Below are 21,661 nucleotides of genomic sequence, written 5' to 3'. Positions count from 1 at the left end.
AACCGCCCAGATGATTATTGACGGACTGCTGCTGTTCAGCAACGCGCAGGACCTGACCGCCCTTGCGGCAGGTGTCGCCACGCCCTCGACCAACATTATCGACTTCTCGCAGAACCGCGATTTCGGCCCGACTGGGCCGTTCAAGGTGTTTGCCGAATGCGGCACGCTGCCGGTGGCGGACAGCGCGGGAGCGACTGCCACCGCGACCGAGACCGCCGGAGCCGTGACCGCCATTGCCGTTTCGAGTGGTGGTTCGGGATATGCCACCGCCCCAGCGGTCACCCTGTCCGGTGGCGGCGGGACGGGGGCCACAGCGACGGCCACGGTGGAAAACGGCGTTGTCACCGGAATTACGGTCACCGCCGGTGGTTCGGGATACACATCCGCGCCCACGGTCACGATTGCAGCGCCCGCCGAACCCACGATGGACGTGGCCGTACAGATTTCGCAGGACGGGGTGGACTGGGACACGCTTGAGGAGTTCCCCAGCATCGACCTGACGGGGCTGACCCAGCGTACGCCGTTTCTCGTGCGTGCCAAGCCAGCGTTCTCCAACACGCTGTACCGCTACATGCGGCTGACCTACACGGCGTCCGTAGCGCTTGACGCGGGCACAGTCACGGCCGGCATCAACCTGGATGTTCCCGCGAACGTCCCGTATCCCCGCAACTACGTGGCGTGAGGCGCACCATGGCGAAATACAAGGTTCTTATCCGTAGCTACATCGGCGGCAAGGTCGAGGAAGCAGGGGCCATCATTGCGTATGACGGCAACCCCAGTTCCAACCTGGAACCGCTGGATGCGGCTGCCGAAAAGAAGATGGCAGAATACCAGAAGCAGGTCGGCCAGCGCATCAGCGCGTCCGATCCCCGCTTCATCGCTGCGATGATCGACAAGCAGGGCCAGTAAGGCGCAGCCTGTGACCACGCAGATCGACCTGTGCAACGCGGCACTGTTGCGGGCGGGAACGCGCAGCACGATCACGTCCCTGACGGATGGATCGGCTGAGGCAACCGCCTGCGGTGCATTCTGGCAGATGTGCCTTGATACGCTGTTCTCGGCCTATCAGTGGCGCTTCTGTCGCGTCACTGCCACCGGAACCGGCGCGGCCAGCACGGATCCGCAATGGCAGTTCGAGTTCCAGCGGCCAGCCGACTGCGTGACGGTGCACAAGATGCTGCCCGCGATAGCACCGCGCCGCCCCCCGATGGACCGCGAGGCGCAACATGCGCTATTCCGCACCGGTCTGCCGTTTGGCGAAGGGGTAGGGACGGCCGGAACGGATACGACCGGGCCCGTCATCCGCACCAATCATGCGAGCGTGCAGGTGCAGTACGTCTCCAACGCCCAGCCAATCGACAACTGGCGCCAGCAGTTCCGCGAGGCATTCACGTGGGCGCTGGCGGCGGAAATCGCCATTGCCGTAACCGGAAGTGGCGAGATAGCAGCCCAGATGCGCAGCATGGCAGCAGCGGCATTGCAGCAGGCCATGCAGGCCGATCAGGTGCTTGAGCAGCAGAGTGCCGAATACGTGCCAGATTGGATCAGGGTGCGAGGAATGCCCGCGCTGCGCGACGAATGGCATCCGATCCGGCAGGTTAACGAGACATTCCCCGGCGGTTTCATCGTCGGCAATAGCGCTATGCCCAGCCCTGCGCCAGCTTACCTGACCCCTGCGGATACGCTCAATGGCGTTCCTGCCGCTGGCCTCATGCCGCGCGATATTGCAAATCGCGACAGCCAGTACATCCCTGCGGCCACGCCCGACAGCCGCATCGGCATTCTGTCCATCGGGGCAACACCTGTCGGGTGGCGCAGGCCATACCATGCCGCAATCGCCCTGGGTGACGACCCTGGCGAAGGAGAGACCGAACAATGAAACGCATTGCGATGGCAGTGGTCCTGCTACTACCTATGGTCGCGCAGGCCCGCGAACCGGTCTCTCCGGCCCGGTGGACGCAGAATTATGTCCCGTCACTGCAGGACTGGCAGGCTGCGCTGCTCTACAATGGAGCATCAGTCAGTGCCGCGCTTGGGGAAGAAATTTCACGAGCGACAGCAATAGAGGGGCTCAAGCTCAACAAGTCAGGCGATACATCCATCAACCAGACACTGACGACACCAGCGATCAGTGGCGGAACGTCCAGCAACCAGGCACTGAATGCTCCCACGATTACCGGGGGCACGACAGCGGCACAGACTCTCACGGATGCATCCGTGGGTGCTATCAAAATCACACAATCCGGCACGTCCCTGCCTTTTCTGAGCAGCACTGGAACGCAGCTTGGCGTTATGGATGCCGTTGGGAACTTCAATATTTCCGGATATCTGTCCACCCTCTATGAGGTCGTGCCGGATTACCTCAAGGGAGCAGGGAACAATGGCACTGATGACGCGCCGTGGATCCAGAAGGCTGTCACAGCCGTCTGCGCAACGGGCGGTGGCAGGGTGCGGCTGCTTCCACGCCATTATGTAATCGATAGCCAGATCAATATTGGGTGTCCTGTCATACTTCAGGGCTCCGGGTGGATGGAAAATTATTCTTCCAGTCCAATCAGTTCGGCAACCGGGACATGGTTCGATATTGATGAGACGACAAGCAGCCCTGTGTATGTCCACGATATCCAGTCACGCGGCGCGCAGATACGCGATATCGCATTCTGGCAACCGGGCCAGATCGTGCCTGCATCCGGCGCAACGTCATGGACGCCCGCCGCATACCCTCCTGTTGTCTATCTGTCCAATGTCGAGGGATACACGCGCCTTGAAAACCTGTTCATGGATGGCGTCTATGAAGGCATCAGTTCCGTCAATGGCGGCCGCACCATCATCGAAGGGCTGTATGGACAGTTTTTCGACTATGCGGTGAATATTGATGCGGATGAGGATGTCTCACGCATCAACAACATTCACGCATGGCCATACTGGTCCGGCGCGAATGCGGTTATGTCCTATCAGGAGGCAAGCAGCCATACCGTGAAACTCGGCCGTGTGGACAGCCCGTTTCTGGATAACATATTTGTTCTACCCTCTGCCGCAGGGATTTATTTTTACACAGGAACGAACAGCATCGCCAGTGGCGTAGCAACAGGGGTGCAGGTTGGGAAACTGTCGTGTGACAGCACCGTAAATTGCCTGGAAGTAGCGGCTTCCGGCGTTGTGGTTACGGTCAACTCGCTACGCACTTTTGGCCAGGAGGGTTTGACATCAGGATCTCCGGCTTACGGCGCGTCAATATTAACGGTGGACCCATCAGGAAGCGTTTCTGCGTATATGGGGCAGGTTGAAGGGCGAATGCTTTTCAACGCGGCCTTTATTTTTAGCGGAAGCCCCGCTTCCGGGGGGGGATGCAGCAATGTAAGGATAGCATCATTAACAGAGGATTACGGTAGCTCTACGCAAACTTCCCTGTACACTTCATATGGAAATTCAGCGTGTTCCGCAGAGACGACACCATATAATGAAGTTATTCTTGGGACTGAGCCCTCTCTCCTTACCAATTCGTCTGTATCACAGACTATGACCCATAGCGGCGGAATTCAGACGGATACCTTCTGGGCTGCCCCCACGAAGCAATAATCTGATGGGTTAAGGCGTCATGACACTTCCAAATGCACCAAGGCCCGCAATTTTCTATCGACCGGCTTTTGCGGCAGGCATCATTTCACCCATGCTGCGCTTCCGATCCGACATGGAAAAGTGGCAGACAGGCGCGTGCGAACTGACCAACTTCTTTGTGCATGTGCAGGGCGGGGCGAGCAACCGGTCCGGAACGCAGTTCATCGGCGCGGTGAAGGATGTGGCCAATCCGCCCCGGCTTGTGCCCTTCATCTACAATAACACGCAGTCCTATGTGCTGGAGATGGGGGGCGGCTACATCCGCTTCATTTCCAATGGCGCGTATCTGACCAATACCGATGGCAGCGTATATGAAGTTGCAACACCTTATGCGGCGGCTGACGTATGGAACATCCGCTGGGTGCAGTCGGCGGACGTGCTGACCATCGCCCATCCTTCCTATCCGCTCTATAATCTCTCGCGCGGCGGGGAGACGGACTGGACGCTTTCCGAAATCTCGTTCGCCGCGGGCATAGCGGCGCCTACCGGTGTCAGCGCCGTGGCCACGAACGGGAACGCAGGGAATACCGGCACGACGCCGGGCATTGCGTCCGTCACCTATGATTATGTGGTGACGGCGGTCTCCATCGCGCTGAACAGTGAAAGCAATGTCTCGGCCACAGCCTCGGTCACGAACTACAATATCGGCTATTACACCGAGTACGGGAACTACAATACCGTTGACTGGGCGGCTGTTTCCGGTGCGGATTATTACAACATCTACCGCAAATATGCTGGTTCCTATGGACTGATCGGCTCGACAACCGACCTGACCTTTCAGGATGCCGATTATGAGCCGGATACGGCGATCGGTCCCCCCACGCATGAAGACCCGTTCAGCGGCAATAACCCGGCCTGTGTGTCCTATTTCCAGCAGCGTCGGGTATTTGGGGGATCGGCATCCGACCCGCAGACCATCTGGATGACGCGCTCGGGCAACTATACCAACATGGACGTGGCCAATCCCGTCAAGGATGACGACGCCATCACGGCGACCATCGCATCGCAGCAGGTCAACCAGATCAGGCATATCGTGCCGATGGCGGATCTGATCATCTTCACGGCGGGGAGTGTATGGAAAGTAAGTGGCGGCGATGCGGGCAAGGTCATCACGCCCGGGAATGTGACAGTTACGCCGCAGATGTTCGTGGGGGCGGCCGATACCCTGCCGCTGCCCATCGACCAGGACGTGCTGTTCGTTGAAAGCAAGGGCAGTCATGTCCGCGACCTGCAGTATGATTATTATGCCGCCGTCTATAATGGCACCGACCTTTCGGTTCTGGCTGACCATCTTTTCTATGGATACACCATAGACGATTGGCGGTTCGCGCAGTTCCCATTCAATATCGTGTGGGCCGTCCGCTCGGACGGGACGCTGCTGGGCCTGACCTACCTGAAGGAACAGCAGATATGGGCATGGCACCAGCACACGACGACCAACGGAAAGTTCAGGGCCATTACGGTTGTTCCTGAAGAAACCGAGAACGGGGTTGTCGAGGATACCGCCTATTTCGTGGTTGAACGCACGATCAACGGCAACGCCGTCGCCTATGTCGAGCGGCTGCATACGCGCCAGCTTGGCACGGCCAACAGCGACATAACGAAATCATGGTTCGTGGATGCCGGGCTGCAATATGCCGGCGCACCCGTCAGCACGGTGTCGGGGCTGTCCCATCTGGAGGGCGATACCGTTTCCGCCTGCATTGATGGCAAGGGCTATACCGGACTGACCGTGACAAACGGGTCCGTTGCCCTGCCGGTGGCGGGTAGCACGATCACGGTGGGCCTGCCGATCAGGGCGCACCTGCAATCTCTACCGCTCGATCTTGGTCAGCCGCCGCAGTTCAGCCGCCGCAAGCGCGTGAGCAAGATCTACACCACGCTCTATAATACGGCAGGCATCGAGGTCTCGACTGACGGCGGCACGCGCACGCGACCGGTCGGGAGCGCGGCCACATCCGGAACCCTGTCGTCGGACGTGCAGTTCGTCATTCCTGCGGCGAACTGGGACCAGTATGGCAAGATCGATGTGTTCCAGAATTACCCGTTGCCCTGCACGGTGACGGGTCTGGATGTGGATGTCGAGGTCGGGAACTGATTACCGTCCGCGCCGCCGTGCCGGATGACGCGGACCTGATCGCGCCCATCCTGCGCCCTGCGGACCGGCTGGAGGTGGCGCGTACGTCACCCCTTCCGGTCGCCATGTCCATCCGCCACAGCATCGCGCATTCCACAATGGCCGCGGTCATGCTGGATGATGTCAGGCCGCTGGGCGTGTTCGGCCTGGTCGAACCGGTGATGCTGGACCCGTCCATTGGTTGCCCGTGGATGATCGGCACCATGCACCTTGGCCACCACCGCAAACTGTTCCTGCGCGAAACCCGGCGCTGGATGGAGGAATGGCGGCGCACCCACACCGTACTAACAAACCGGGTGGATGCCCAATACGTGCAGGCCATCCGCTGGCTGCGCTGGCTCGGGTTCACCATCCATGACCCGGAGCCGGTTGGCGTTGGCGGTGCACTGTTCTGCCGTGCCGAGATAAGGGAATGACATGGGGGTCGCATCGGCCGGGCTGGGTGCAGCCGGGTCACTCTTTGGCGGTGTAGGTTCGATCCTTGGCGGCATATCCGAAGCCAGTCAGGACAGATACGAAGCCCGCATTGCCCAGCAGAACGCCAACATGGCGGGGAATAACGCCAATGTCGCGCTGGATCAGGGCGATGTGGCGGCCCAGAGGGCCTACCAGCAAGGCGCGCAGCAGCTTGGCGCACAACGCGCGCAGATGGCGGCCAATGGCGTCACCCTGAACAATGGCTCGGCTCTTGATGTGCAGAACGCCACGGCCATGACCACGGGCCAGAACGTGGCTGGCATCCAGTATAACGCCAACGCCCGCGCGCTCGATTACCGCAATCAGGTGGTCAATTTCGACAATGAGGCGGCGGCGGACAGGAAGGCCGCCAGTTCCGCCATATTTGGCGGCGCGATGGGAGCGGCCGGAAGCCTGATCGGTGGCGCCAGCCAGTTCGCGGACAGGTGGGACGACATGAAGGACATGGGCGCGCTTGAGGGAAGCGGCACCAGCAGTGCCGGACAGTCGTGGAATAACTGGGCACAGCGGTATTCCAACTATGCCGGGGGCGTTGGCTGATGGCGGAGCCGGTTTTCACGCCGGGCGGCGAACTGCCCGGCGAAATCCCCAATGGATACCTTGAGGCCAAAGCCCGGCCCGGCGCGTTCGGCAGCAACATTGCCGAAGGGTTCTCCCGCATTGGCGAGGGGATGGGTCAGGCATCCGACAATCTGCAGCAGATTGCCCAGCGTCGGGCGCAGCAGACCAACATGCTCGCGCTCAATTCCGCCAACAATATCCATCAGGCAGCTGTGCAGAAGATCATGTATGGCGATCCGGACGATCAGGAGAATTATCCGGGCTTCCTGAACCTGAAAGGGCAGCAGGCGGTCTCGGCTTATCCGCAGGTCCAGCAGCAACTGGATCAGGCGCAGAAAGATGCCGCCGGCACCCTGACAAATGAGGCGCAGTCCCGTCAGTTCACGATGGATAGCACGCGCTACCAGCAGATGATCAATGCTCAGGTGCTATCGCATGTTGGCCAGCAAAAAGATGCATGGTCTGACAGGGAGGCGCAGGCACAGGCTGATAATGGCATCCAGATTGCGGCAGGCGACTACAAAAACCCGAGCGCGCTCAGTCTGGGATGGGGGCAGGCGCAGCGCGCAACGGTCAACCGGATGGTGGAGCAAGGCTTTAACCCGAACGATGTGGCTACTCACACCGCCGTGCTGTCTGCCCATTCCAAATTCGTCAAGACAATCGCGCAGGCCCATCTGGCCGATAACGATGCGATCGGCGCGCAGGACTTCGTAAATGCCAATCGCGCCAACATGCAGCAGCAGGACTATGCAGCACTGACCGAAAGCCTGCAGCCACACGTCTGGCATCAGCAGGGCAAGATGGCCTACTACACGGCTATGGGGCAGTCATCCGGAAACGTCTACGCCATTCCAAAAGGGAATAATCCGGATGATACGTTTTCGGGCATGGTCCACAACGAAAGTGGCGGCCACCAGATGGGGACGGACGGCAAGCCGCTCACGTCCAGCAAAGGGGCAGTTGGTATAGCGCAGCTCATGCCCGATACCGCCCGGCAGGTGGCCCAGCAATCTTCCCTCGGATGGGATGAAAACAGGTTCCGGAACGATCCCAGCTACAACCGCACTCTCGGACGTATATATTTCGGCCAGCTATGCCAGAAGTATGGCGGCAACCAGACACTGGCCTGTGCGGCCTACAATGCCGGTCCGGGTAATGTGGATAAGTGGATACAGCAATACGGAGACCCACGTTCGGGCGCTCTCAGTGATGCCGACTTCGTTTCGCAGATCCCGTTTATGGAAACAAAAAACTATGTCTCCCGCGCGGGCGCGGCACAGGCCGAACCCAGCGGCCCAACGTCCCGCACCCCTCCTGACTGGGATAAGGTGGCGCAGGGCATCGCCGCATCGCCCTATGATGACGAAGCCAAGGCGTATGGCTATGAACTTATGCGGCAGGGCAAATCCATATGGGCGACAACCGCGTCATCCCATATGGCCGACATCAAGGACCGCTTTGCCGGGGCGAATGATGCCTATCTGCATGGGAACGATGTTCCTGATGCCCCAACCGATCAGGAAATAGACCAGTGGTTTCCGCCAGAACAGGCCCAGCAGATGAAGGAAAGCCTGAGCGCATCGCGGCAGGCATCCTTAGCCTACAATGGCACACGCTATGCCAGCCCGGCCGAGCGTGCCCAGACATTGCGTCAAGTGACTGACCTGACCGGTACTGATGCCCAGGATTATAAACACCGGCAGCAGATCGCGACACGCTATATGGCAATGGCGCAGGCCAATGAAAAAGCCCTGCATGATGATCCCGTGACCTATGTGGCCAATAGCCCGGAAGTTCAGGCAGCCACGCAGCAGGCTCAACAGGCGCAGCAGTCGGGTGATGCAGCCCAGATCGCGCAGGCACAGCAGAACCTGTTCCGTGCCAGCAGCACAGTCCAGTCCCGCATGGGGGTGGCGCAGCCGCGCATCCTGACCAACGGCCAGATCTCCACCATTACGGATGGGCTGAGCCGCGTCCCATCCGGAGAGGATCTGCGCCCGCGCTTTGCTCAACTCCGCCAGCAGTACGGGAACTATTATCCACAGGCCATGGCTGAAGCCGTGCAGCATGGAAAGCTTGATCCGGTCTATGGCGTCATGGGAGATATGACCGAACCGTCTCAGGTTCAGGCATCAGCCGATATGCATGCAGCCATGGGAATGAAGCTGGAGGACATGCAGAAATCAGCCGGGATGGAGGGTAAAAAATTACAGGCCGGTGCGAATGCTGACCCCATAGCGGATAGGTTGAATGCCTATCATCTGACCACCCTGAACACGGCAGGGGGTGACCAGCAGTATCGCGCCACATATCAGGCAGTTCAGCGGCTGGCCACATTCTACGTCATGCATGGTCAGACTGCCCATACCGCCATCAGCAATGCAGTCAATGGTCTGATTTACAACAAATACGATACATCCGGCACGATACGCTTCCCCAAGGGGCAGGTCTCCAAGTCTCAGGTTCTGACCGAGACGCGGGCCGCGCTGGACAACCTGAAACTGGGCGATCTGGCGCCCGTTCCGGGCAACGCGAACCTGACAACCGAAGATCGGGAGCGATACACCCTGTATGGGGCGAAATCCCTTGGACAATGGGTTCCGGATTACGCGACCCAAAACCTGTATCTCCAGATCCCTTCGCGCAACGGAGCTATCCCGTACACTGTCATAAGGAAGGACGGTAAGCCTGTATCCGTCTCTATGGAAGGGATACGGCGCGGGGACTATTCCAGCCTCAATCCATATAGCGATACCGTCCTTGATCGGATGGAAGCCAGCCGGAAGGGAGCGAAGTAATGGTTGATGCCCCTTTCGGTGGCCCGCTACAGAATGACGCGATCCAGAATGCTGGCACGGATATCCTGCCATCCAGCATGGGGAACAGCATTGGGAATGCCTTTCTTCAGGGTATCGACCAGGCACCTGTCAACGAATTTGCGGATTTCGTGCGGCACAGGGCTGAAGCATGGTCGCCATCCGCCCGGATGCTCAGCGCGGATGAAGCCAATGACCGTTATGGAATGGACGGCCTGAAGTTTGACCGGCCCATAGCTGATACCGTCGCGGCGGACCTGCACGACGCCCATCATATCCAGACCGTGCGGCAGGCCGTGATTGATGGAGGTGAGGGTGGTGCGCCGGGAAGCGTGGGCCGATGGGCCGCAGGCTCCCTGCCTCAGTTTATCGATCCCCTCAGCACCGCGTCATTCTATGTCCCCGGAATGGGGGCAGCCCGCATTGGGGCCGCTCTGGGAGATACGGCAGCCGGTGCCGCATGGCGTGGGGCTGGTTCGGCATTTGAACAGAGCTGGTCGGGAAAGGCGGCGCAGGGGGTAATTTCCGCTACTGCCGGATCGGCCGCCGCCGCTGTGCCCGAATATTACCTCAGCCGTGATGAGCATAATGACCAGACCATGGCGGAAATGCTGACCAACATTGCGTTTGGTGGGCTGCTTGGCGGTGGCTTTCATCTTACCGGGGCAAGGTTGTCTGGGTGGAGGCCGGGCGATCCGATACCAGATCTGAATGCGCCGCCGACGCTGGACGAAATGGCGAACCCGGTGGCCGATAGGGTTGAGGCGGGTGGTCCGGATGTGGCGGACGCCATGCTGCGGGATGCCATTGCATCTCATGTGGAACGCACGCCGAACGAAGCTGGCCAGATTGCAGATGCGATTGATCCCCGAAGCGCGGAGCCGACAGAAGAACCGCCCCCTTCAATTCAGGATGGGTGGGCAGGGCAGCAAGACCCAGCGGGTGAATTCGACAACACACCCATCTCCGAACCGGTTACGGTTGGTCATGTGCCCGAGGGTATTCCGGGCGTGGAACCACTTCCCATCCGCCTGGAGGAAGGGTTTCATACCGGCCCGCATAAAGGCATGGGCCGCGCGCATATTGCTGCCGAGCATGGGGCGGAACTGCATGCCGCCGGGTATCCTGATGTTATTTCGGCCGTAAAGGATATTGCGAAGGGCACCAACGAAATCCGCCGCAACGAGGATGGGCAACTGTTCGTCATCAAGCGGATGCCGAACACGTTAAATCGCAAATCGCATGGCACGCTTATCACTTCGTTGCGCCCGCACCCTGATGGACACTACACGGTCATAACATCCGGCAGGTTCAAGGGAGCCTATCTCAACAAAAGGGAATTGCTCTGGCAGGCGGAGCACCCCGCCGCCACACCCCCGTCCGGACCGGGGGCCTCATCTGGTGATCCGCCGCAGGAGGCGTCCGGTTCGGCAGACCTGTCAAGCGCTCGAGGCCAGAGCAATCTGAATATACTCTCGGATGCCGCCCGTCGCAACAAGATTGAGGAAAGCCCTGAAATCACCGCTTCCCGCCGGGCTGCCGCCAAGACAGTGCAAGATGCGCCGACTATAGCAGAAACCGAAGCCGGGAAACAGCTTTCCGAGGCGCAGGCCGACCTTGCCCGTATCCGTGAACAACTTGGCGACGACGCCAAGCATAGCCCGGAATTGGCTGGTCTCGATAAAAACGACGCGGAAATAGAAAGCATGGCACGCGCCGTGCAGGCCGCCGCCACATGCATGATTGGAAAAATGACCAATGGCTGAAGGTGCATACCGGCACTGTTTCGAAACCGCAGCGCGCGCCGCCGGACGCGCCTTGTCCGAAGACGAACTGTACAATCTGTTCTCACGGGCGCAGGGCCGCATCAGACGGCTTGTGCGGGAAGGCATGTCCCCACGTGATGCCGCCATGCAGGCCGGGAAGGATCTGGCGGATGAAGCGCGTCTGGCTCACATAAACGAAAAGCGTGCCGCTGCCTTCAATATCGCTGCCGCGCGTGGTCTGGATAATGCCGTGCGGGCAGGGCATGAGGTGCAGGATATCCGCGCGACCCTGACCGGGGTGGAAGGGAATGCCCGCGGTCTGGCCTATTCCGTTGATGCAGCGATGAAGGGCGCATCGGCTGAAATACTTGGCCGGATCGAGGCGGACCTGAAAAAAGCTGGCGTGCTTGAGGCCGCGACGCGAGGGGATCACGCATTCGATCAGGACGTGGCAACCGAACTCTACCGGATTGAAGACCCGGCCAGTGCGCCTGATACCCGTAATCCCGCCGCGCAGAAGGTGGCCCGCATCTTCCGCCGGTATCAGGAAGAGGCGCGCCTGCGACAGAACAAGGTCGGGGCATGGATCGGGAAGGTCAAGAATTACATCGCGCGCCAGAGCCATGATATCTACAAGATTTCTGCCGCGACGGCCGATGAATGGACATCCTTCATCAAACCGTTGCTGGATCCGGATACCTTTGCGGACGTGACCGGTAATGTGGATGAATGGCTGCGTGGGGTTTACGAGAACCTTGCAACAGGCGTGCATGATACCAGAAACGGGCTGGGTGTAGCGGATGGCTTCCGTGGCCCCGGAAACATGGCCAAGAGGGTCAGCCAGGAACGTATCCTGCATTTCAGGGATGCCACGTCATGGATGGCTTATCAGGATCGCTTTGGCCAGGCCAATCTCATGCATACCGTCTTGGCGGATATTGCGCGCGGAGTGGAAAACGCGGAACTGATGAACCGCTTTGGCACGAACCCCGAAGTCATGTGCAAGAACTGGATCGACCGCGCCATTGCCCGCGCGAAGGAACGGGGTGACCACAGAACAGTAAAGGCCCTGCGCACGGACTGGAATGAACGGATATTCGATACCATTACCGGCATGGCCAACCATCCATCCAACACCACGCTGGCCAAGATATCGCAGATGACGCGCATGGCTAATCAGGTCCAGATGCTCGGCGGCACCCTTATGTCATCCTTGCCAGATGTGGGGGTAATGATGGGCATGCTCCGGCATAATGGTATCGGTATCATGGAGAGCTTCAGCAGGCTGGTGCGCGGCCTTCTACCCGAAGGTAAAGAAAGCCAGCATGTGGCCGAACTGCTTGGCGTGGGTCACGACGCCCTGATGGGGGATATCGCGTCCCGCTTTCAGGCGGAGGATGGGCATATGGGCAAGCTGTCTGACGCAGTGGCCCGTTTTCATCGCCTGACCGGGCTGCAGTACTGGACAGACGCCATCAGGCGCGGGGCTGCGCTCATGCTCAGCAACAACCTTGCCCGGATGGTGGATCGTGATTTCTCGGGATTGCCGGGACATATGCAGATCGCCCTGCGTCGTTACGGGATCGAGAATGCTGAATGGCAGGCCATCCGTAAAAGCAGTCTGGTCGCGGCAGATGGTCGCAGCTACGTGCTGCCAGCCCACATGGGCGACCTGTCCGATGAAGCGGTTGCGCACATTGATGCCAGGCCGGAGTGGGTTAAGGAAGAACTGCAACGCAAGCTGCGTACCTATATTAATGACCAGATCCGCGAAGGCATGTCGGAAGGCACGGCAGGTACGCAGGCAATGGCCACGTGGGGCACCCAGCGCGGCACGGCTGCGGGTGAGATTGCCCGGACAATCATGCAGTTCAAGGCTTACACCCTGAATTTCATGGCCCGCAGCATGAAGCGCGAACTGATGCGTATGGGGCCGGGCAACGTGACGGGTGATATGAGGGGATTTCTACAGGGCGTAAGGCAGGGCGCGGACGTTCCCGGTCTGGCGTGGCTGATTGCCACCACTACGACACTCGGGTATTTTGCAATGACCCTGAAGGAACTGGCCAAGGGGCGCGAGCCACGCACGGCGGACAATCCGGCAGACTATACCAAGCTGGTCATGGCAGCGGCGGCGCAGGGTGGCGGCGCAGGAATTTTCGGGGACTTCCTGTTCGGTGATGCCAACCGTATGGGCGGCGGAATGCTGTCCACAGCAGCAGGACCGACCATGGGCAACCTGAATGATGCCGCCAACATGTTCAAATCCATCCGTGACGGATACGTGAACCGGGGCTTTGCCGGCGGCAATCAGGAAGCTGCCAGCGAGGCCCTGCGCTTCGCCATGAACGATGTGCCGTGGGCCATGGTCACCCCCCGGGCCGCAGTCCTGAATACCTTCTATGCCAAGGCCGCCATGCAGTATCTGGTCTATTACCGACTACAGGACATGATGAACCCCGGCTATCTGCAACGGTATCAGGACAGGGTGCAGCGGGAGAATAACCAGTCGTTCTGGCTGTCGCCTAGCTGGAGTCCCTATCAGGCGATGGGGGCGAACTGATGAAAAGATCAGGAATGGCGGTCAGTTGTGAAGCATCCAAGGGAACAAGAATCTCTGGATGTTTACCACCAGGCACAGGCCTCCATTCGATGACGGCATAGGGCGCGCCATCAATGTAGATGAAATCTGCAATATGAATTGCGGGTGGTGACCCACCCTTTTCAAGAACGCACCTCACCGCTGGTCAAAAAGGGAAGCCGGGTCAGATGTCCGATAGGCGTGGCTGATCGTCGGATAGCTGGTCACTGTGGCCGCCAGCATCGCCAGCGCCAGAAAGACGATTTTCTTAATCATGCTGACCTCCCTTCAGATGAGAGGGAGTCTTAACTGGCACACGTATCCGATGCGTGTCTAGACAATCTCATTTTGTATCAGGGGAATAAGGAATTTTTTAAGGGGAAGATGGCGCCTCGGTAAGCGGGAGCAGGTGACTTGTGTCATCCGTGCCGTCTTCCCTTGCCTGACGGTCAATGTCGGCCTCTGTGGTGGCGTTCACCTTGTCCCAGTCAATTGTGCCGGGCCGGGACAGGATTTCCTTTAGTGTCATCCTTGCCATTGCTTATAACCCCACGGCCTGCCGGAGCATGTCGTTCGCACGCCGCTGCCATCCGGGACCGTCAGCTTTCAGACGCTCGACAAGATCCGGGTCCAGACGCATGGAGACCAGCTTTTTGGTTGCGGTTTTCTGGGGGCCACGAACGCGTCGGGTGCGGGCCAGGTCGGGAACAGAATCTGCTGACGCACACATGGCGACAAAGTCCATATCCGTCAGTTCGGGATTATCCGCATCCTTGGCAATACCCCGATTGATGACGGCATCTTCCGCATCGGTTGGCATAATGATGTCAGTTTTGCGAGACATAGAATGCTACCTCCCTTTTGTTCGCTTTCCGCAGGCTGATGATGCGTACGATCCGGGTTTCAATGCTGAATACCAGAACGTGCGGGCGGTGACCGATTGGAGCCAGCGCGACAAGGCGGGGTTCATCCGAGGAGCGGCTGGCTGTGACGAGCGCCTCATCCCATGCGAAATCCTCAGCGGCGACAAAGTCCACGCCATGCTTTTCGATATTGCTCAGGCGCTTGGCTTCGTCCCAATCGTATCTCATTCAGATTGTATATACGATAAAAGGTGCGAGATCAATTTAATTGTAGATACAATTTGTATGTTCGATTCGAATGGTCTTCCGCTGTCAAATTTTACAGCGGCCTTTCCAACTGCTCCCGCGCCAGCGCACGAAAATGCGCCTGCTCAGCGGGCGTTGCGTAATCTTCTGATATGACGGAATCAGCTCCGAATTGACGCTTTGTCGCAATCGTCTGACCGCTCCATGGTCGGTACGGGTGGTGCAGCTTGAAGATCTTTTCTGCCAGGTGTTCTAAGGCTTCGGAGTAAGGCACAATGCAAATAAAACTATATCAAATTTCTGATGTAAAATTGTGTCTATTTGTCCTTTTTTTCAGGAAGGCGATTAGCAATCGTCGCACCTCCTGCTCCGACAACAGCGCCCGCTGTCGCCACTATTCCCTGCCCTAATATTTTTAGAAAATCGGAGACCCAAGTTTCGTTTAATGATGTTGCACTAAATACGTATATTATTTCAGTTAATGATCTCAATAATATTATTGCCCCTGACAAGGCAACCAAAACGCACAATATAATGAGAGCAAGTATTGCTACACCGCTGTCGCTATGCCAAGAAATAAAAGACCTACCAAAAGGTAGCATGACTGAGTTTGGGTGGTTGCGATGTCTGCGCGAATCTTCTTCTGTTTGAAATTGACGTTGTTCTTTACGGTCAGCTGAAGATGTTTCTGGTTTTTTTGCGGCATGCAATGTAACACCTTCATCTTCTTCATCAGCCATTGTACAGAACCCTAGTCAATTATTCTTTGTAACTAAACTTTCGAAATCTCTCTTTATAAGCCTATCCGATATTTCAATGTGTCTTTCATCAGGGTGTTTTCTGGTAACCTTATCCCATGCCCAACCTGATTGATGCGTTAATGCAGATAATTCTCGTGCGCTCCATTTATTGTATGTCTTCCAAACAAAACTAATTATTTTTTCAGCTCGTATATCGTTTGTTACAGGAGGTACTGTTACAAATTCGAAGTCATTGAAATCATCTCCGTCTTCAAAACAAAATTCTGTTGCCATGCATGTGATAGGATCACCGCCAAAATTCTTGAATTCTTGATACAGTGTTGGAGAAACGGGCCCATACTGCCATGCCTCAAAACGTTCTCGAATGAGTGGCCTGTCCGTGCTAGCTAAAAAATACCCGTGACATAGATAAACCAGTTTTTGTAATTTCATCGGAGAAATAGGGGTGTCCCAGTTGAAACTGAGGTCTAAGATTGTGTTAGCGACCCCCTTTATGGGGTAAGGTCCAGACATATTACCCTCCCGATGTTAGACGCCAAAATCCCGAACCGCAGAACTGCGTTTCAGGTTGGCGGTGTTCATTCGCTGCATGCGCAAGCACATGGTATGCTGTGCATACAACGTCATTCAGACACCCAAGGATATCCCCTACGTGTGAATTTTGCATCTAAGAACCAAGGTGCACAAGAAAATAGGAAATTATTCCCACATTCTCATTGGAGCATGCATATGGGGTGGCGAGATATCAGTTGCAACCCCACGATCACAGCGTGAGGTTTCAGACGCTCCGCGCGTCGATTAAAGACGGCAACTTATCGTTCAGTCTTGCCCTCACGAGTTGTTCGATTGGGCGATTATAGCGCGAAATGAGGCAGGCATTGAGGCGAAGGGGATAGGCCGGATGAACAAAGTGCGGAGTTGATTGCGAAGGAAACGGATCACCGACCATCAGTTCCTCAAGGGCACTTTCTCCCGTGTGGCATTTCATATCCCAGCACCCATTCGGTTCCTCCACCAAGAATATCTCCGAACGGAATAGTCAGATCGCCACTCGTGCCAGCATATAAAAAGAGGCGATTGAACGGGGTTAGCCCATTCGGAACTTCCCCGTAAAACTTTATCCATCCTCTGCCATGCCGGGCATGGGCAATATACATCTGGTCAGATGAAGAATTGGATTGCGTGTCCTGAACCAGAAACAGACATGCCCTGTCTGGAGCATCTTTGGGGTCTATCGCAACGAAGCGATATTCTTTGCCGCTTTGGCCAGTCAGGGTCTTTTCTTGCATGATGGCCCCTTTTCGCTACTCTGAAAGCTTTCTGCGTTTGCGCTTCACTTTCGGACCATTTCCAAGCGTCTCACTTAAATTAAGCAAATCATCATCAGATTTTTCTGGTGCAAGTTTGGATAACAAAATTGCCAGAGCTTGTTTTTCTGGATCGGTCAACGAACGCCAGATGTTAATCAGCGACCTTTCCCCCGGTTTGAGCAAACCGTCATAATCTTGCGAATAGATGCCCTGAAGGTCAAATCTTCCAGATGCCAATGAGTTTTCTAGACGCTGCACAATCTCTGCATTTGTAGAGTGGGCATTGCGAGCAGCTGCCTCCCGCATGCTTTGCAACAGGTCTTCTCCCAGCCTCACGGTAATGGATGAGCGGCGCTGATCGTTCATTCTCGACCAATACCCGATTTTATCATAAAGCGCCACTTGCGCATTCTGTGAGTGCAATGTATATTATTCTTGCACTCACAGAGTGTAGAGGGAGATATGGCAGAAACAGCAAGCATCACATTCCGAATGGACCGTTCGCTGTTGCGCTATTTGCGCGTGCGAGCAGCTCATAATGACCGGAGCATCAACAAGGAATTCGTAAGCATTCTCCGCAATATCGCGGAAACAGAAAAGGCATCAGGGTCCGGTTTGGCGACTTCCCCTGATGCCTCTCATGCTGAATAAGGAAAACAGCTATGACGACACATAACACACTCGATACCAACAAATCCAGCATCATTCCCTTCGCATTCAAGGGCCACGAAATCCGCACTGTTCTGGTCGATAGTGAACCCGCGTTCGTCGGCAAGGACGTATGCGATCGCCTCGGATATGCCGATTCGAACAATGCTATGAAACTGCATTGTAAGGGGGTGGTAAAACGCCACCCCCTTCAAACGGCCGGCGGAACGCAGAATGTTCGCATCCTCTTCGAACCCGACGTGCTTCGCCTCATCATCAAGAGCAAGCTGCCGGAGGCGGAAGAGTTTGAGCGCTGGGTGTTTGAAGAGGTTCTGCCTTCCATCCGCAAGACTGGCGGTTATGGAGCCATCAAAGCCCCGGCCAACATGGTCGAAGCCCTGACACTGGCGCTTGAACAGCAGAAGGCGCTTGAGGCTAAGGATCAGGAAATTGCGAAACTGGCTCCGCAGGCCGGGGCGCTGCAGAAACTGGCATCCCTCGAAGGTGTCCATAACCTGCGTTCCGCGGCCCAGCAGTGCGGGTGGCCGGAGCGGAAGTTCATCAACCGCCTGATCGAACTCGGCTGGCTCTATACCCACAGCGTCACGGGCCGCAAGTGCGCCTATGCCGACAAGATCAAGGCCGGGCTGATGGAGTCCAAGAACGTCGAGGTCAAGCGGAGCGGCTATGTCGAAGGCGTGGGCCAGCCGATGATTACGCAGAAGGGGCTGGCGAAGATCAGGACGATCATCGGTGATGTGCCGGAAGATGACACCACGCTGGCGGCCGAACTAGCCCAGAAGGCTACCCCGTGCCCTTTCGCGCATCGCTCGGGAGTGACACCGACATGAAGCAGGATATTGCACAGGCTACAGATTTCCAACAGCAGAAGCCCGATTTCTTTGAAGATGCGCAGCCCCTGTCTGCCAATGAAGTCGCCGGTGAGTTGGGTAAGGCGCTGGCCGTCTGCACCCGCATCTATCATGAGCCTGACCGGGCTAATACCGATAACTGCGAACGCAGCCTGCGGTCTGCCGCGCATGGCATCATGCAGATGTGGAATGACGTGCAGCGGATCAAGCTGGAGCGGGCCCGGCAGTTAGGCCGAGCCTGAGGATTGATCGCTAGAATCAAAAAGGCCCCACCTCGGAAGGTGGGGCCGTCAATGGTCTAGCTTGGAATCGCTATCACATCCGCCACCCGAAGGTGGACTTGAGGCGCATAGCCATGACGTAACCGCCGAAAGCTACCGCAAGCACACAGAATGTAGGTCACTTCAGCGCGGGTATCAAGTAGGCGAGATCGAGCGACACGAGAATCGCTTCTCTGATTAATTTCATCTGGTCCAAAGGCATGCGAATCTGGACGTATTTACGCCTGCCGGTTTTGATGCAGCGTCCGTCATAGGGAAGGTTCAGGCGGTCGTAACTGACAACGCTCATCATGTCAGCCTTCGCCCATTTGATCTGGCCAGGGAATGGCTCCGGAGGGCTTTGTCCGATATCTATTTTTACCTGATAGGTCACGCCCGAGCATGCGGGCGTGGTGCTTAAGGGCACAACTGAGCAAAGTCTGTCCCTTTTTGGCAATCGGGAATTGACCACGACTACCAACCGCTCTTTGACCATTTCTGGAGGGACAAATCCGGTATTATAATTGCATCGGAGAATATCTCCCACGCGCGGAGGGTAATTGAGGGGCATGACTCGCTAAAATCAGTGGGCTGGGTGATCTATTTACCATCGCCCGTGATGGAACAAAATCCATCATCAAGGGTGTGGCCATGTGTCATGTTCCATGCCATCTGCATGCGCATCAGGGTATCGGCCTTCACGCCGAATGCCTTTTCAAACCGGATCGCCATATCGGCGGACAGGTGGGTGCGGCCGTTCAGCAGGGCGCTCAGTGCCTGCCGCGATACCCTGAAATGTTCGGCCAGATCCTTGATCTTCAGGCTGTGGGGCTCAACCAGTTCCGTCCTGATCCAGCCGCCGACGCTTACGGCGAGGGACGGGTGCATATCAAGTGCCATGATAGTTCTCCATCTCTCCACACCGTACTAACAAACCACCCATACCCCGAAATCCTGACCATTCAGTTTCGGGGACGGCATGCGCTTTTTTCACCTTCTGGCAGCCGCCAGCCTTCTTGCCACGGTGCAGGCGCATGCCGCGCCCACATCGCCCGAACAGCATGGGCTGTTTGATGGTGGGAACTTCCCGCCCGAGGCCGGTGGCATCGCCACCCAGGCCGATCTGGCCGCTTATGCGCCACCATCTTTCACCTATGCCGAACTGCCCGCATCCAGCGATCAGGTGATCCGCTGCACGGATTGCTATATCGGCAGCGGCAGCAAGGGCGTGCTGGTGCTGTGGAACGGCAGCGCGTGGACAGGCGTGTCCGGTGAGGCGGTATCCCACTGATGTCCGATCCCCGATATGCCACGGTCGAGGAGGTCGCCGTGGTGCGTGAGCGCGTGGCCCGTGTGGAGGGCGTGCAGGACAACCTGCGCGACGACATGAAGCACCAGAACGCGCTTCTGATGCAGGCGGTCAACGATAACGCGGCCGAGACACGCCGGGAGATGAACGACCGGTTCAGCGCCCTGCAGGAAAAGCAGGACAATCGGGACAACGATCTTTCATCCCGTCTGGGGCGCATCGAGGAACGGGAGGCCGCCCGCGACAAACGGATGATGTTCTGGGCTGTCCTGATTACCGGCCTGCTGGGCTGGGGGCAGATCGGGGATGCTGCATGGCGTGGCGTCTGCCACCTCTGGCACGGGGTGTTCGGCTGATGCTGGACGCCACCGCCATAGATACGTCCGCCATGACCGCATGGGGCGAGGCGAGGGGGGAAGGCCCGCACGGCATGCAGGCGGTCCTGAACGTGATCGGCAACCGGGCCGCACGGCCCGGCTGGTGGGGCACGGACATTATATCCGTATGCCGCGCGCCGTGGCAGTTCTCCTGCTGGAACCCCGGCGATCCCAATGCCGCCAGGCTGGCCTGCCTGAACCAGTCCGACCCGCAATACCGCGTGGCGCATGAGCTGGCCCTGTCGCTGGTTGCGGGAACACTGGTGGACCTGACGGACGGGGCCGATGTGGGCCAGCCCCCGGTTTTTCATCAAGACAATCGGCCATCACGATTTCTACCGGATCGGCCTGCATGGAGACGGCAAATGAATACAGCCGCGAAATTCGGCGGCCTCGGGGCTGTCATCGCCATGATGCTGGAATATGTGCCTGCACAGTATGACCTGTACGTGGCTCTCTTCATCATTGCCTGTGGCGCCGCCGCCGCGATGGTCCCGCCGCCGCATGCAGGCAGCCGGTGGGCCGTTGTCTATCAGGTCATGACCACCATCGGCCTGAATATCGGCTGGGCGGAGAACCACTTCAAGCCGGGGCAGAGCGCCGTGCGCGTGCCGGTGGCTGACAAGCCTGCAGCGAAACAGGCTGTAGCCTCTGCAGGTATCCCGGTCCTGAACAAGAAGGGCCAGCCGGAGCAGGGGGCCAATGGGAACGCCTGACCCCATCCGGCGGCCAGACCGCTTCGACGCTGGGAAATACCTGACCCGACGCGCGACTGCTGTGGCGATTTCGAACGCAACGGATCCGATTACCGAGGCGCTGGATGCCTTCGCATCCAAACTTTCCAGCGACGGCAGCGAGTATTCCGGAAAGTCGTCAGGAACCCTGACCGGCGTGTTCGAGGGAACTGTCCAGATCGGCACCCCGCCAGACTCGGCAACGGCAACCGGCGCGCCAGGCCAGATCATTTTCGCCGCGTCCGGCATCTATCTCTGCACCGCCACGAATAGCTGGGTGTGCTTCGTACCCGGCGCGTGGCCGACTCCATGAGGAAAACCG

26 protein-coding genes and 1 pseudogene are annotated in these 21,661 nt (G+C 57.8%); 17 read left to right on the top strand and 10 right to left on the bottom strand.

Features of this window, described 5'->3' with window-relative positions; all coding sequences use genetic code 11:
* Window positions 1–10: 10 nt before the first annotated feature.
* The 8 genes from LDL28_RS04670 (at window position 11) to LDL28_RS04635 (ending at window position 9,594) form a co-directional block, all read left to right on the top strand.
* Window positions 11–682, top strand: coding sequence for a hypothetical protein (locus LDL28_RS04670; RefSeq protein ID WP_233057433.1), 672 nt, complete (start codon window positions 11–13; stop codon window positions 680–682).
* Between the two features lie 8 nt (window positions 683–690).
* Entirely contained in the window at window positions 691–909 is a 219-nt protein-coding gene (locus LDL28_RS04665) for a hypothetical protein (RefSeq protein WP_233057432.1), read from the top strand.
* Window positions 910–919: 10 nt separating this feature from the next.
* Window positions 920–1,879, top strand: a complete 960-nt coding sequence (locus tag LDL28_RS04660) for a hypothetical protein (protein WP_233057431.1) — start codon at window positions 920–922, stop codon at window positions 1,877–1,879.
* The gene (locus tag LDL28_RS04655) at window positions 1,876–3,579 is read left to right on the top strand and encodes a hypothetical protein (protein ID WP_233057430.1); all 1,704 of its coding nucleotides are present in this window, start codon (window positions 1,876–1,878) and stop codon (window positions 3,577–3,579) included. The genes LDL28_RS04660 and LDL28_RS04655 overlap by 4 nt, the downstream gene beginning before the upstream one ends.
* 91 nt (window positions 3,580–3,670) lie before the next feature.
* The gene (locus LDL28_RS04650; protein WP_233057429.1) at window positions 3,671–5,716 is read left to right on the top strand and encodes a hypothetical protein; all 2,046 of its coding nucleotides are present in this window, start codon (window positions 3,671–3,673) and stop codon (window positions 5,714–5,716) included.
* 17 nt (window positions 5,717–5,733) lie between these two features.
* Window positions 5,734–6,171 carry a hypothetical protein gene (locus LDL28_RS04645; protein WP_233057428.1) on the top strand — a complete coding sequence of 146 codons (438 nt, stop codon included), beginning with the start codon at window positions 5,734–5,736 and terminating at the stop codon, window positions 6,169–6,171.
* A 1-nt stretch (window position 6,172) separates the two neighbouring features.
* Window positions 6,173–6,772, top strand: a complete 600-nt coding sequence (locus tag LDL28_RS04640; RefSeq protein ID WP_233057427.1) for a hypothetical protein — start codon at window positions 6,173–6,175, stop codon at window positions 6,770–6,772.
* A complete protein-coding gene (locus LDL28_RS04635) occupies window positions 6,772–9,594 on the top strand; it encodes a transglycosylase SLT domain-containing protein (protein ID WP_233057426.1) in 2,823 nt (940 codons plus the stop codon). Before LDL28_RS04640 ends, LDL28_RS04635 begins: the two co-directional genes overlap by 1 nt.
* 26 nt (window positions 9,595–9,620) lie before the next feature.
* Here the strand turns inward: LDL28_RS04635 and LDL28_RS04630 are convergent, their stop codons facing one another.
* Entirely contained in the window at window positions 9,621–9,887 is a 267-nt protein-coding gene (locus tag LDL28_RS04630) for a hypothetical protein (protein WP_233057425.1), read from the bottom strand.
* Between the two features lie 279 nt (window positions 9,888–10,166).
* On the opposite strand from LDL28_RS04630, the gene LDL28_RS04625 reads away from it, so the two are divergent.
* Window positions 10,167–11,378: a hypothetical protein gene (locus LDL28_RS04625; protein WP_233057424.1), complete on the top strand. Its 1,212-nt coding sequence runs from the start codon at window positions 10,167–10,169 to the stop codon at window positions 11,376–11,378.
* Window positions 11,371–13,941 (top strand): hypothetical protein, encoded by a 2,571-nt coding sequence (locus tag LDL28_RS04620; protein ID WP_233057423.1) that lies wholly within the window; start codon window positions 11,371–11,373, stop codon window positions 13,939–13,941. The genes LDL28_RS04625 and LDL28_RS04620 overlap by 8 nt, the downstream gene beginning before the upstream one ends.
* 391 nt (window positions 13,942–14,332) lie before the next feature.
* On the opposite strand, the gene LDL28_RS04615 is transcribed toward LDL28_RS04620, so the two are convergent.
* The 7 genes from LDL28_RS04615 to LDL28_RS04585 all read right to left on the bottom strand — a co-directional run bounded on the left by LDL28_RS04615 (window position 14,333) and on the right by LDL28_RS04585 (window position 17,505).
* Complete coding sequence (locus LDL28_RS04615; RefSeq protein WP_233057422.1) at window positions 14,333–14,488, bottom strand: hypothetical protein; 156 nt, start codon at window positions 14,486–14,488, stop codon at window positions 14,333–14,335.
* A 12-nt stretch (window positions 14,489–14,500) separates the two neighbouring features.
* A complete protein-coding gene (locus tag LDL28_RS04610) occupies window positions 14,501–14,779 on the bottom strand; it encodes a BrnA antitoxin family protein (RefSeq protein ID WP_233057421.1) in 279 nt (92 codons plus the stop codon).
* A gap of 7 nt (window positions 14,780–14,786) precedes the next feature.
* Window positions 14,787–15,050 carry a BrnT family toxin gene (locus LDL28_RS04605; RefSeq protein ID WP_233057420.1) on the bottom strand — a complete coding sequence of 88 codons (264 nt, stop codon included), beginning with the start codon at window positions 15,048–15,050 and terminating at the stop codon, window positions 14,787–14,789.
* 335 nt (window positions 15,051–15,385) lie between these two features.
* Window positions 15,386–15,808, bottom strand: coding sequence for a hypothetical protein (locus LDL28_RS04600; protein ID WP_233057419.1), 423 nt, complete (start codon window positions 15,806–15,808; stop codon window positions 15,386–15,388).
* A 15-nt stretch (window positions 15,809–15,823) separates the two neighbouring features.
* Window positions 15,824–16,342, bottom strand: a complete 519-nt coding sequence (locus LDL28_RS04595; protein WP_233057418.1) for a Panacea domain-containing protein — start codon at window positions 16,340–16,342, stop codon at window positions 15,824–15,826.
* Between the two features lie 443 nt (window positions 16,343–16,785).
* Window positions 16,786–17,118 (bottom strand): hypothetical protein, encoded by a 333-nt coding sequence (locus LDL28_RS04590; RefSeq protein ID WP_233057417.1) that lies wholly within the window; start codon window positions 17,116–17,118, stop codon window positions 16,786–16,788.
* A 15-nt stretch (window positions 17,119–17,133) separates the two neighbouring features.
* Window positions 17,134–17,505: an Arc family DNA-binding protein gene (locus LDL28_RS04585; RefSeq protein WP_233057416.1), complete on the bottom strand. Its 372-nt coding sequence runs from the start codon at window positions 17,503–17,505 to the stop codon at window positions 17,134–17,136.
* A gap of 296 nt (window positions 17,506–17,801) precedes the next feature.
* Here LDL28_RS04585 and LDL28_RS04580 point away from each other — a divergent pair, with 296 nt between their 5' ends.
* Entirely contained in the window at window positions 17,802–18,638 is an 837-nt protein-coding gene (locus LDL28_RS04580) for a phage antirepressor (RefSeq protein WP_233057415.1), read from the top strand.
* Window positions 18,635–18,901, top strand: coding sequence for a hypothetical protein (locus LDL28_RS04575; RefSeq protein WP_233057414.1), 267 nt, complete (start codon window positions 18,635–18,637; stop codon window positions 18,899–18,901). Before LDL28_RS04580 ends, LDL28_RS04575 begins: the two co-directional genes overlap by 4 nt.
* Window positions 18,902–19,058: 157 nt before the next feature.
* Here the strand turns inward: LDL28_RS04575 and LDL28_RS04570 are convergent, their stop codons facing one another.
* On the bottom strand, window positions 19,059–19,490 hold the full coding sequence (locus LDL28_RS04570) for a type II toxin-antitoxin system PemK/MazF family toxin (protein ID WP_025811563.1): 432 nt from the start codon (window positions 19,488–19,490) through the stop codon (window positions 19,059–19,061).
* A 29-nt stretch (window positions 19,491–19,519) separates the two neighbouring features.
* Window positions 19,520–19,819, bottom strand: a complete 300-nt coding sequence (locus LDL28_RS04565) for a HigA family addiction module antitoxin (RefSeq protein ID WP_370636230.1) — start codon at window positions 19,817–19,819, stop codon at window positions 19,520–19,522.
* Window positions 19,820–19,898: 79 nt separating this feature from the next.
* On the opposite strand from LDL28_RS04565, the gene LDL28_RS04560 reads away from it, so the two are divergent.
* From LDL28_RS04560 to LDL28_RS04540, 5 genes and pseudogenes are all read left to right on the top strand, one after another.
* Window positions 19,899–20,210, top strand: coding sequence for a hypothetical protein (locus tag LDL28_RS04560; RefSeq protein WP_233057412.1), 312 nt, complete (start codon window positions 19,899–19,901; stop codon window positions 20,208–20,210).
* Window positions 20,210–20,584, top strand: a complete 375-nt coding sequence (locus LDL28_RS04555; protein WP_233057411.1) for a hypothetical protein — start codon at window positions 20,210–20,212, stop codon at window positions 20,582–20,584. Before LDL28_RS04560 ends, LDL28_RS04555 begins: the two co-directional genes overlap by 1 nt.
* Window positions 20,542–20,868 (top strand): annotated as a pseudogene (locus LDL28_RS15695) (cell wall hydrolase); the annotation flags it as partial. The gene LDL28_RS04555 and the pseudogene LDL28_RS15695, both read left to right, overlap by 43 nt.
* A gap of 102 nt (window positions 20,869–20,970) precedes the next feature.
* Window positions 20,971–21,321, top strand: a complete 351-nt coding sequence (locus LDL28_RS04545) for a hypothetical protein (RefSeq protein ID WP_233059187.1) — start codon at window positions 20,971–20,973, stop codon at window positions 21,319–21,321.
* The gene (locus LDL28_RS04540) at window positions 21,308–21,652 is read left to right on the top strand and encodes a hypothetical protein (protein WP_233057410.1); all 345 of its coding nucleotides are present in this window, start codon (window positions 21,308–21,310) and stop codon (window positions 21,650–21,652) included. The genes LDL28_RS04545 and LDL28_RS04540 overlap by 14 nt, the downstream gene beginning before the upstream one ends.
* The last annotated feature ends 9 nt before the right edge of the window (window positions 21,653–21,661 follow it).

It is taken from the genome of Komagataeibacter sp. FNDCR2 (genome assembly GCF_021295395.1).
Classification (GTDB): Bacteria; Pseudomonadota; Alphaproteobacteria; order Acetobacterales; family Acetobacteraceae; genus Komagataeibacter.
Note: the sequence above shows the minus strand (reverse complement) of the source record. Positions and strands in the feature narration are given on the sequence as shown.

What these genes read in the sequence shown, in the direction of transcription:
- LDL28_RS04670 (WP_233057433.1), top strand. Translation starts at nt 11, where the DNA reads ATGATTATTGACGGACTGCTGCTGTTCAGCAACGCGCAGGACCTGACC.
- LDL28_RS04665 (WP_233057432.1), top strand. Translation starts at nt 691, where the DNA reads ATGGCGAAATACAAGGTTCTTATCCGTAGCTACATCGGCGGCAAGGTC.
- LDL28_RS04655 (WP_233057430.1), top strand. Translation starts at nt 1,876, where the DNA reads ATGAAACGCATTGCGATGGCAGTGGTCCTGCTACTACCTATGGTCGCG.
- LDL28_RS04650 (WP_233057429.1), top strand. Translation starts at nt 3,671, where the DNA reads ATGCTGCGCTTCCGATCCGACATGGAAAAGTGGCAGACAGGCGCGTGC.
- LDL28_RS04640 (WP_233057427.1), top strand. Translation starts at nt 6,173, where the DNA reads ATGGGGGTCGCATCGGCCGGGCTGGGTGCAGCCGGGTCACTCTTTGGC.
- LDL28_RS04635 (WP_233057426.1), top strand. Translation starts at nt 6,772, where the DNA reads ATGGCGGAGCCGGTTTTCACGCCGGGCGGCGAACTGCCCGGCGAAATC.
- LDL28_RS04630 (WP_233057425.1), bottom strand. Translation starts at nt 9,887, where the DNA reads ATGATGGGCGTCGTGCAGGTCCGCCGCGACGGTATCAGCTATGGGCCG.
- LDL28_RS04620 (WP_233057423.1), top strand. Translation starts at nt 11,371, where the DNA reads ATGGCTGAAGGTGCATACCGGCACTGTTTCGAAACCGCAGCGCGCGCC.
- LDL28_RS04615 (WP_233057422.1), bottom strand. Translation starts at nt 14,488, where the DNA reads ATGACACTAAAGGAAATCCTGTCCCGGCCCGGCACAATTGACTGGGAC.
- LDL28_RS04610 (WP_233057421.1), bottom strand. Translation starts at nt 14,779, where the DNA reads ATGCCAACCGATGCGGAAGATGCCGTCATCAATCGGGGTATTGCCAAG.
- LDL28_RS04605 (WP_233057420.1), bottom strand. Translation starts at nt 15,050, where the DNA reads ATGAGATACGATTGGGACGAAGCCAAGCGCCTGAGCAATATCGAAAAG.
- LDL28_RS04600 (WP_233057419.1), bottom strand. Translation starts at nt 15,808, where the DNA reads ATGGCTGATGAAGAAGATGAAGGTGTTACATTGCATGCCGCAAAAAAA.
- LDL28_RS04595 (WP_233057418.1), bottom strand. Translation starts at nt 16,342, where the DNA reads ATGTCTGGACCTTACCCCATAAAGGGGGTCGCTAACACAATCTTAGAC.
- LDL28_RS04590 (WP_233057417.1), bottom strand. Translation starts at nt 17,118, where the DNA reads ATGCAAGAAAAGACCCTGACTGGCCAAAGCGGCAAAGAATATCGCTTC.
- LDL28_RS04585 (WP_233057416.1), bottom strand. Translation starts at nt 17,505, where the DNA reads ATGAACGATCAGCGCCGCTCATCCATTACCGTGAGGCTGGGAGAAGAC.
- LDL28_RS04580 (WP_233057415.1), top strand. Translation starts at nt 17,802, where the DNA reads ATGACGACACATAACACACTCGATACCAACAAATCCAGCATCATTCCC.
- LDL28_RS04575 (WP_233057414.1), top strand. Translation starts at nt 18,635, where the DNA reads ATGAAGCAGGATATTGCACAGGCTACAGATTTCCAACAGCAGAAGCCC.
- LDL28_RS04570 (WP_025811563.1), bottom strand. Translation starts at nt 19,490, where the DNA reads ATGCCCCTCAATTACCCTCCGCGCGTGGGAGATATTCTCCGATGCAAT.
- LDL28_RS04565 (WP_370636230.1), bottom strand. Translation starts at nt 19,819, where the DNA reads ATGGCACTTGATATGCACCCGTCCCTCGCCGTAAGCGTCGGCGGCTGG.
- LDL28_RS04560 (WP_233057412.1), top strand. Translation starts at nt 19,899, where the DNA reads ATGCGCTTTTTTCACCTTCTGGCAGCCGCCAGCCTTCTTGCCACGGTG.
- LDL28_RS04555 (WP_233057411.1), top strand. Translation starts at nt 20,210, where the DNA reads ATGTCCGATCCCCGATATGCCACGGTCGAGGAGGTCGCCGTGGTGCGT.
- LDL28_RS04545 (WP_233059187.1), top strand. Translation starts at nt 20,971, where the DNA reads ATGAATACAGCCGCGAAATTCGGCGGCCTCGGGGCTGTCATCGCCATG.
- LDL28_RS04540 (WP_233057410.1), top strand. Translation starts at nt 21,308, where the DNA reads ATGGGAACGCCTGACCCCATCCGGCGGCCAGACCGCTTCGACGCTGGG.